Origin of the sequence: Leisingera sp. JC1 (assembly GCF_001679925.1) — a bacterium.
Classification (GTDB): Bacteria; Pseudomonadota; Alphaproteobacteria; order Rhodobacterales; family Rhodobacteraceae; genus Leisingera.
This window is the reverse complement of record NZ_LYUZ01000114.1, coordinates 197,105-205,534: the sequence shown is the minus strand read 5'-3', so window position 1 is coordinate 205,534 and position 8,430 is coordinate 197,105. Positions and strand designations below refer to the sequence as shown.

Below are 8,430 nucleotides of genomic sequence, written 5' to 3'. Positions count from 1 at the left end.
CCACCTTCATCTTTGAACAAAAAAACTCCCGCCGGAGGCGTTCCGGCGGGAGCAGATCTGTTCGGACCTCAGCGGTCTGCGCTTCAGGCAGTGAGGCCCTCGGGCTCTGCCAGGTTGTTGGCGCGGCAGGCGGCGGTGACGGTGTTGGCGAGCAGGCAGGCGATGGTCATCGGGCCGACGCCGCCGGGGACCGGGGTGATGGCGCCGGCGCGTTCCGCGGCGGAGGCGAAATCGACGTCGCCGACCAGCACGTTCTTGCCGTCGCGCTCGATCCGGTTGATGCCGACATCAATGACGGTGGCGCCTTCCTTGATCCAGTCGCCCGGCACCATTTCCGGGCGGCCAACAGCAGCAACCACGATGTCGGCGCGGCGCACCACGTCCGGCAGATCCTTGGTGCGGCTGTGCGCGATGGTCACGGTGCAGCTGTCGCCCAGCAGGAGCTGCGCCATCGGCTTGCCGACGATGTTGGAGCGGCCAATGACAACCGCGTCCATGCCCGAGAGGCTGCCGTGGTGGTCGCGCAGCATCATCAGGCAGCCCAAGGGCGTGCAGGGCACCATCGATTTCTGCCCCGTTCCCAGCAGGCCGACGTTGGAGATGTGGAARCCGTCGACGTCCTTCTCCGGCGCGATCGAGTTGATCACCAGATCCTCGTCCAGATGCCCCGGCAGCGGCAGCTGCACCARGATGCCATGCACGGAAGCGTCGTTGTTCAGCTGATCGATCAGCGCCAGCAGATCCGCTTCCGAGGTGTCCGCCTCCAGCTTGTGCTCATAGGAGTTCATGCCAACCTCGACGGTCTGCTTGCCCTTGGAGCGCACATAGACCTGGGAGGCCGGGTCCTCGCCCACCAGCACCACCGCYAGGCCGGGGGTGATGCCGTGCTCTTCCTTCAGCCGGGCGACGTGCTCCGCCACCTGGCCGCGCACCTTGGCCGCAAAGGCCTTGCCGTCAATCAGAGTTGCTGCCATTGCTCTCTTCCTTTTCTGCGCAGGCATTCGGCCCGCCTAATCCTCACGAATGACCCGCGCCTCGCGGGCAATCGACCAGTCCACCAGCTGCCGCCACAGGCGCTCGACCAGATCGGGGTCCAGCCCCTCCCTTTGCGCGGCGGCGCGGGCATTCATGACCACTTCCTCAACCCGTTCCGGGATCCGCGCGGGCCAGCCGTTGGCTTGCTTCAGCTGGATCGCCCGGTCGATATAGCCTGCCCGGGCGGCCAGCATCTGCACCAGCTCACGATCGAGCCTGTCAATCTGGGCCCGCACCTCTGCCATCGACTGGCAGTCCTGCGGCGGTGTCTCTGTGCTCATGCGTCAGAACCTCGGCTTTCATTGCTTTGGGCCATGTGAGGTTCTGACCATTTTTTGTGGTCGCGCAATTGATTCCGAAAACCGGTTCCCGTCTTCGTCCCCTCGGACCGGTGGCGGTGCCTCAGACTTCGGATTGCGCTTGAAACTCCAGCGGCCCGGGGTGTCCCGGGCCGCTGAATGTCGCATATCGCAGCTTAGAACAAGCCTTCGATCTGGCCGTCCGCATTCAGGCGGATGGTTTCCGCCGCAGGGGTGCGCGGCAGGCCCGGCATGGTCATGATCTCGCCGCAGACCGCAACGATGAAGCCCGCACCGGCCGACAGGCGCACTTCGCGCACCGGCACCGAGTGGCCCACCGGCGCCCCGCGCAAGCTCGGGTCGGTCGAGAAGGAGTACTGGGTCTTCGCCATGCAGACCGGCAGGTTGCCGTAGCCCGCTTCTTCCCATTCCTTCAGCTGGTTGCGGATCTTGTTGTCCGCCAGCACCTCGTCGGCGCGGTAGATGCGCTTGGCGATGGTCTCGATCTTCTCGAACAGCGGCATGTCGTCGGGGTAGATCGGCGAGAAGTTGGCGGAACCGGCGTCGACGATCTCGACAACCTTCTCGGCCAGCGGCGCGGAGCCCTCGGAGCCCAGCTCCCAATGGCGCGACAGCACTGCCTCGACGCCGTGGGTGGCGCAGTAGGCCTTGACCGCGTCAACTTCGGCATCGGTGTCGGTGACGAAGTGGTTGATCGCAACCACAACCGGCACGCCGAAGGATTTGACGTTCTCGATGTGGCGGCCGAGGTTGGCGCAGCCGGAGTTCACCGCGGCAACGTTTTCCGCGCCCAGGTCTGCCTTGGCAACGCCGCCGTTCATCTTCATCGCGCGCACGGTGGCCACCAGCACCACTGCGGAGGGTGCGATGCCTGCCTTGCGGCACTTGATGTTCATGAACTTCTCGGCACCCAGGTCAGCGCCGAAGCCGGCCTCAGTCACGACATAGTCGGCAACCTTCAGCGCGGTTTTGGTGGCGATCACCGAGTTGCAGCCGTGCGCGATGTTGGCGAACGGGCCGCCGTGCACGAAGGCCGGGTTGTTTTCCAGGGTCTGCACCAGGTTCGGCTGCATCGCGTCTTTCAGCAGCACGGTCATTGCGCCCTCTGCCTTGATGTCGCGGCAGTAGACCGGGGTCTTGTCGCGGCGGTAGGCCACGATGATGTCGCCCAGGCGCTTTTCCAGGTCCTTGAGGTCGTTGGCGAGGCACAGGATCGCCATCACTTCCGACGCCACGGTGATGTCAAAGCCGGCTTCGCGCGGGAAGCCGTTGGAGACGCCGCCGAGCGACGCGGTGATCTGGCGCAGGGCGCGGTCGTTCATGTCGACCACACGGCGCCAGGCGACGCGGCGGGTGTCGATGTCGCACTCGTTGCCCCAGTAGATGTGGTTGTCGATCATCGCCGACAGCAGCGAGTGGGCCGAGGTGATGGCGTGGAAGTCGCCGGTGAAGTGGAGGTTCATCTCCTCCATCGGCACCACTTGCGCGTAACCGCCGCCTGCAGCGCCGCCCTTCATGCCGAAGTTCGGGCCCAGCGAGGCTTCGCGGATACAGATCATCGCGTTCTTGCCGATCCGGTTCAACCCGTCGCCCAGACCCACGGTGGTGGTGGTCTTGCCTTCGCCCGCAGGCGTCGGGTTGATCGCGGTCACCAGGATCAGCTTGCCGTCTTCCTTCGACTGCACAGAGTCGATGAACCCCTGGCTCACCTTCGCCTTGTCATGGCCGTAGGGCAGCAGGTCATCGCTGGAAATCCCGATCTTCGCGCCAATCTCCTGGATCGGCTTCTTCTGCGCCTCACGCGCAATCTCGATGTCACTCTTGTAGCTCATGGCNGTCGCCCAGACCCACGGTGGTGGTGGTCTTGCCTTCGCCCGCAGGCGTCGGGTTGATCGCGGTCACCAGGATCAGCTTGCCGTCTTCCTTCGACTGCACAGAGTCGATGAACCCCTGGCTCACCTTCGCCTTGTCATGGCCGTAGGGCAGCAGGTCATCGCTGGAAATCCCGATCTTCGCGCCAATCTCCTGGATCGGCTTCTTCTGCGCCTCACGCGCAATCTCGATGTCACTCTTGTAGCTCATGGCCATCTCCCTGCTGCCATCCGTTCCGGTTCACTCCCCGCGGCACATGTTGAGTGCGAGGCAAGATATATTCCTATTACTCAATTTATTTTCCTGACCGTCAACACCCTCCTGCCAGGTTTTCAGTGCAAGAGCGGGCATTTTCCCCATTTCTGCCGCCGATAGGAAACAGGCGGTTTTTCACCCGGGGTGAAAACGGCGCATATGCGGCAGGTGCTGCCGCAAACAAAAAGGACCCGGGCAGAACCCGGGCCGTGCGAGGTCCGGCCCGAAGGCCGGACAGGGGAATCAGTGCCTAGATGTCCAGCGTGTTGTCCTTCTCCCAGCGGGAGAAGTGATTGACGAAGGAGTTCCACTCCTGCTGCTTCATCTTCAGGTAGGCGGCAGAGAACTCCTCGCCCATCATTGCCTTCAAACCGTCGTCCTTGTCGTAGAAGCGCAGCGCGTCCAGCATGTTCAGCGGCAGCTTCGGCGCATCGGTGATCTTGTGGCCCTCGGCATACATGTCGATGTCGTGGCGCGGGCCGGGGTCGGCCTTGGAGCGGACACCGGAAAGGCCCGCCGCAATGATCACCGCCTGCAGCAGGTAGGGGTTCACCGCCCCGTCCGGCAGGCGCAGCTCGAACCGGCCGGGCCCGGGGACGCGCACCATATGGGTGCGGTTGTTGCCGGTCCAGGTCACGGTGTTCGGCGCCCAGGTCGCGCCCGACATGGTGCGCGGCGCATTGATGCGCTTGTAGGAGTTCACCGTCGGGTTGGTGATCGCCGCCAGCGCCGAGGCGTGCTTCATGATGCCGCCCAGGAACCAGCCGCCCTGCTCCGACAGGCCCAGCTCGGCAATCTGGCCGGTGCCTTTTTCACCGGCAAAGACGTTGGTGCGGGAATCCTTGCCCGGCGCGTCCCAGACCGAGATATGGGCGTGGCAGCCGTTGCCGGTGAGGCCCTCGACCGGTTTCGGCATGAAGGTTGCCCGGTAGCCGTGCTTTTCCGCCACCGACTTGGTCATGAACTTGAAGAAGCTGTGCTTGTCGGCAGTCGACAGCGCGTCGTCGAACTCCCAGTTCATCTCGAACTGGCCGTTGGCGTCTTCATGGTCGTTCTGGTACGGGCCCCAGCCCAGCTCCAGCATGTAGTCGCAGATCTCGCGCACCACGTCATAGCGGCGCATCACAGCCTGCTGGTCGTAGCAGGGTTTTTCAGCGGTATCGAAGGGGTCGGAGATCTGCTCCCCGTCCGGCGACAGCAGGAAGAACTCGGCCTCGATGCCGGTCTTCACGTGCAGGCCTTCGTCCGCGGCCTCCTTGATCAGGCGGCGCAGCACGTTGCGCGGCGCCTGGGCCACGTCTTCGCCCTCCATCACGCAGTCCGCCGCCACCCAGGCGACCTCCGGCTTCCACGGCAGCTGGATCACCGAGGACGGATCCGGTACCGCCAGCATGTCCGGGTGCGCCGGCGTCAGGTCAAGCCAGGTGGCAAACCCGGCAAAGCCGGCCCCGTCTTCCTGCATGTCCGCGATCGCCTCTGCCGGCACCAGTTTGGCGCGCTGCCCGCCGAACAAGTCGGTGAAGGAGATCATGAAGTATTTGACGCCTTTTTCTTTTGCGAAAGCAGCCAGATCTGTGGTCATGGTCCTACTTCCTTTCCCTGTTGAACGTATTTCGGAAATGGGGCGCGAACCGTTGCCGGCCGCGCCCCGCCAATCATCAGAACCCTGCTTTGCCCGGGTACCAGTCGGTACCGGCCAGCGGCACCCGCGCCATGGCAGCGGCCTCCATGGTCAGGGCGCACAGGTCCTCAGGCTCGAGGTTGTGCAGGTGGTTGTGGCCGCAGGCGCGGGCAATGGTCTGGGCCTCCAGCGTCATCACCTTGAGGTAGTTGCGCAGGCGGCGGCCTGCCTCAACCGGATCCAGGCGCTTCATCAGTTCCGCGTCCTGAGTGGTAATGCCGGCCGGGTCCTTGCCCTCGTGCCAGTCGTCATAGGCGCCGGTGGTGGTGCCCAGCTTCTGGTATTCGCTTTCCCATTTCGGGTCGTTGTCGCCCAATGCAACCAGTGCCGCGGTGCCGATCGCGACCGCATCTGCGCCCAGCGCCAGCGCCTTGGCAACGTCAGCCCCGGTGCGGATGCCGCCGGAGACCACCAGCTGGACCTCGCGGTGCACGCCCAGGTCCTGCAGCGCCTGCACGGCGGGGCGGATACAGGCGAGCGTCGGCAGGCCGACATGTTCGATGAACACATCCTGGGTGGCAGCGGTGCCGCCCTGCATGCCGTCCAGCACCACGACATCGGCGCCGGCCTTAACTGCCAGTGCAGTGTCGTAATAGGGGCGTGTGCCGCCGACCTTGATGTAGATCGGCACCTGCCAGTCGGTGATCTCGCGCAGCTCCAGGATCTTGATCTCCAGATCGTCCGGGCCGGTCCAGTCCGGGTGGCGGCAGGCAGAACGCTGATCGATGCCTTTCGGCAGAGTGCGCATTTCCGCAACCCGGTCAGAGATCTTCTGCCCCAGCAGCATGCCGCCGCCGCCGGGTTTGGCGCCCTGGCCGACCACGACCTCAATCGCGTCCGCCTTGCGCAGGTCATCCGGGTTCATGCCGTAACGGGACGGCAGATACTGGTAGACCAGCTTGGTGGAATGGCCGCGCTCTTCCGGGGTCATGCCGCCGTCGCCTGTGGTGGTCGAGGTGCCCGCAGCGGATGCGCCGCGGCCCAGGGCCTCCTTGGCAGGCCCCGACAGCGCGCCAAAGCTCATGCCCGCGATGGTGATCGGGATATCCAGCTCAATCGGCTTCTTGGCGAAGCGGGTGCCCAGCGTCACCTTGGTCTCGCATTTCTCACGGTAGCCTTCCAGCGGGTAGCGCGAGATCGAGGCGCCAAGGAACAGCAGGTCGTCGAAATGCGGCACCTTCCGCTTGGCGCCGCCGCCGCGGATGTCATAGATCCCGGTGGCCGAGGCACGGCGGATTTCAGCGTTGATGGGGTTGGAGAAAGTCGCCGACTGGATCGGGACCGTACGGGGGATGTTATTGCTATCCATGTCTTTTGATCCCTGTCCTTAGTACGCTTGCGCGTTGTCGACGTCGAAGTTGTAGAGCTTGCGGGCGGAGCCGTAGCGCTTAAACTCTTCCGGCTTGGCGTCGGCGCCGGAACGGGCCAGCAGATCCTTCAGGATCTCGATGTGCTCGGGGCGCATTTCCTTCTCGATGCAGTCCGCGCCCAGGCTCTTGACCGAGCCGCGCACAAAGAAGCGCGCCTCGTAGCAGCTGTCACCCAGCGCATCGCCGGCATTGCCCAGCACCACCAGGTTGCCGGCCTGGCCCATGAAGGCGCACATGTGGCCGATGTTGCCGTGCACGACGATGTCGATGCCCTTCATCGAGATGCCGCAGCGCGACGAGGCATTGCCTTTGATCACCAGGAGGCCGCCATGGCCGGTGGCCCCGGCGTACTGGCTGGCGTCGCCCTCGACGATCACGGTGCCGGACATCATGTTTTCCGCCACACCCGGCCCGACCGAGCCCTCGACCCGGACCGTCGCCTGCTGGTTCATGCCGGCGCAATAGTAACCGGTGGACCCCTTGACGGTCACGTCGACAGGCGAGTTCAGGCCAACGGCAATCGCATGGCTGCCCTTGGGGTTGACGATTTCCCAGGCAGTCTTGTTGGAGCTGCCGTTCAGTTCCTGCAGGGTGGAGTTCAGACCGCGCAGGCCATTTGCTTCAAGATCATATGTCTGCATCTTAGTGGTTCCAGAAGTAAACGGTTGCGGGTTCGGGTTCCCAGACGCGGGCGTCTTCGATGCCCGGCAGGTTCACCAGCGCGCGGTATTCGGACCCGAAGGCCACATACTGGTCGGTCTCTGCCATCACGGCCGGCTTGCAGGCGATCGGGTCGCGGACCACGCCGAAGCCGTCCTTGGTGCCGACGACGAAGTTGAAGAAACCGTCCAGGTCCTCCAGCGTGCCCTCCAGCGCTTCGCCAAGGGTGGCGCCGTGCTGCATCTTCCAGGTCAGATAGGCCGCGCCCACTTCGGTGTCGTTCTGGCTTTCGATCCGCACACCGTCACGCTGCAGCTTGCGGCGCAGGGAGTTGTGGTTCGACAGCGAGCCGTTGTGCACCAGGCATTGGTCCGAGCCGGTGGAGAACGGGTGCGCGCCCTCGGTGGTCACGGCGGATTCGGTGGCCATGCGGGTGTGGCCGATGCCATGGGTGCCGCTCATGCCGCGCACGTTGAAACGCTCGGCAACTTTCTCGGGCAGACCCACTTCCTTGTAGATCTCGATGGTGTCGCCCGCGCTCATGACACGCATGCCTGGGCGCAGCTCAGCCAGCGCAGCGCGGGCCTCCTCGCCCTTGCCCGCGGGCACATCCAGCACCGCGTGGGTATCGATCACCCGGATCGACACATCGGTGCTCAGCGCCTCGGCCAGGGCCCCGTCCAGCCCGTCAAAGGCCTCTTCAGGCGCGTCCGACTGAACGGTCAGCTTGGTGCGCCCGCCCGCCTCGGATCCGTAGATTGCAATGCCCGCACTGTCGGGACCGCGGTCCGTCATAGTGATGAGCATATCGGTGAGCATATCGCCCAGTTTTGGCTCTAGTGATTTGTCTTTCAGAAAAAGACCGACAATCCCGCACATGGGTGTGCCTCCTGCTTTTCATCTCGAATCAACGCTAGCAGTTTGCGCTCACTCGTTCAACTCTTAAGAAACTTATTTTCCTCAGAAGGAAACAGGGGCGCACCAGTCCGGCGCGCCCCTGCAGGTATCCACATCAGTATTTTTCAAGCAGAGCGCTTATTTTCTCCTTGTCACCCATCTCCTTAGCCTTCTCCAGATGGGCACCCTCGCGGACAAACTGGATCCTGTGCCAGCCGATCCAGAAGATCACCCCGAGGACAACCATCAGGCCTTCTGATCCCTGGAACGGGTAGACCGCCCCAACCTCCGCCAGGTCCACGGCCCAGCTGTCGTATCCGATCGTAGACATTTCAATTCT

Annotated in this window: 9 protein-coding genes; all 9 read right to left on the bottom strand. The window is 63.9% G+C overall.

The annotated features are described in order from the left end of the window. Positions 1–83: 83 nt before the first annotated feature. Positions 84–974, bottom strand: a complete 891-nt coding sequence (gene folD, locus A9D60_RS19330; protein ID WP_065269096.1) for a bifunctional methylenetetrahydrofolate dehydrogenase/methenyltetrahydrofolate cyclohydrolase FolD — start codon at positions 972–974, stop codon at positions 84–86. A 36-nt stretch (positions 975–1,010) separates the two neighbouring features. Further along, positions 1,011–1,316, bottom strand: coding sequence for a chorismate mutase (locus A9D60_RS19325; RefSeq protein ID WP_065269095.1), 306 nt, complete (start codon positions 1,314–1,316; stop codon positions 1,011–1,013). Between the two features lie 194 nt (positions 1,317–1,510). Beyond that, positions 1,511–3,187 (bottom strand): formate--tetrahydrofolate ligase, encoded by a 1,677-nt coding sequence (locus tag A9D60_RS19320; RefSeq protein ID WP_065269094.1) that lies wholly within the window; start codon positions 3,185–3,187, stop codon positions 1,511–1,513. 4 nt (positions 3,188–3,191) lie between these two features. Next, positions 3,192–3,437, bottom strand: a 246-nt coding sequence (locus tag A9D60_RS19315) for a formate--tetrahydrofolate ligase (RefSeq protein ID WP_141117892.1), incomplete at its 3' end; no start/stop codon positions are given. Positions 3,438–3,732: 295 nt separating this feature from the next. After that, positions 3,733–5,064, bottom strand: coding sequence for a type III glutamate--ammonia ligase (glnT, locus tag A9D60_RS19310; protein ID WP_065269092.1), 1,332 nt, complete (start codon positions 5,062–5,064; stop codon positions 3,733–3,735). Between the two features lie 76 nt (positions 5,065–5,140). Further along, positions 5,141–6,472 carry an FMN-binding glutamate synthase family protein gene (locus tag A9D60_RS19305; protein ID WP_065269091.1) on the bottom strand — a complete coding sequence of 444 codons (1,332 nt, stop codon included), beginning with the start codon at positions 6,470–6,472 and terminating at the stop codon, positions 5,141–5,143. A gap of 18 nt (positions 6,473–6,490) precedes the next feature. Further along, positions 6,491–7,174, bottom strand: coding sequence for a protein GlxC (locus A9D60_RS19300; protein ID WP_065269090.1), 684 nt, complete (start codon positions 7,172–7,174; stop codon positions 6,491–6,493). Position 7,175: 1 nt separating this feature from the next. Next, positions 7,176–8,072, bottom strand: a complete 897-nt coding sequence (locus A9D60_RS19295) for a class II glutamine amidotransferase (protein ID WP_065269089.1) — start codon at positions 8,070–8,072, stop codon at positions 7,176–7,178. A 133-nt stretch (positions 8,073–8,205) separates the two neighbouring features. Next, entirely contained in the window at positions 8,206–8,421 is a 216-nt protein-coding gene (locus A9D60_RS19290; RefSeq protein ID WP_065269088.1) for a hypothetical protein, read from the bottom strand. Between the last annotated feature and the right edge of the window lie 9 nt (positions 8,422–8,430).

What these genes read in the sequence shown, in the direction of transcription:
- A9D60_RS19300 (WP_065269090.1), bottom strand. Translation starts at nt 7,174, where the DNA reads ATGCAGACATATGATCTTGAAGCAAATGGCCTGCGCGGTCTGAACTCC.
- A9D60_RS19320 (WP_065269094.1), bottom strand. Translation starts at nt 3,187, where the DNA reads ATGAGCTACAAGAGTGACATCGAGATTGCGCGTGAGGCGCAGAAGAAG.
- glnT (WP_065269092.1), bottom strand. Translation starts at nt 5,064, where the DNA reads ATGACCACAGATCTGGCTGCTTTCGCAAAAGAAAAAGGCGTCAAATAC.
- A9D60_RS19305 (WP_065269091.1), bottom strand. Translation starts at nt 6,472, where the DNA reads ATGGATAGCAATAACATCCCCCGTACGGTCCCGATCCAGTCGGCGACT.
- A9D60_RS19325 (WP_065269095.1), bottom strand. Translation starts at nt 1,316, where the DNA reads ATGAGCACAGAGACACCGCCGCAGGACTGCCAGTCGATGGCAGAGGTG.
- A9D60_RS19295 (WP_065269089.1), bottom strand. Translation starts at nt 8,072, where the DNA reads ATGTGCGGGATTGTCGGTCTTTTTCTGAAAGACAAATCACTAGAGCCA.
- A9D60_RS19290 (WP_065269088.1), bottom strand. Translation starts at nt 8,421, where the DNA reads ATGTCTACGATCGGATACGACAGCTGGGCCGTGGACCTGGCGGAGGTT.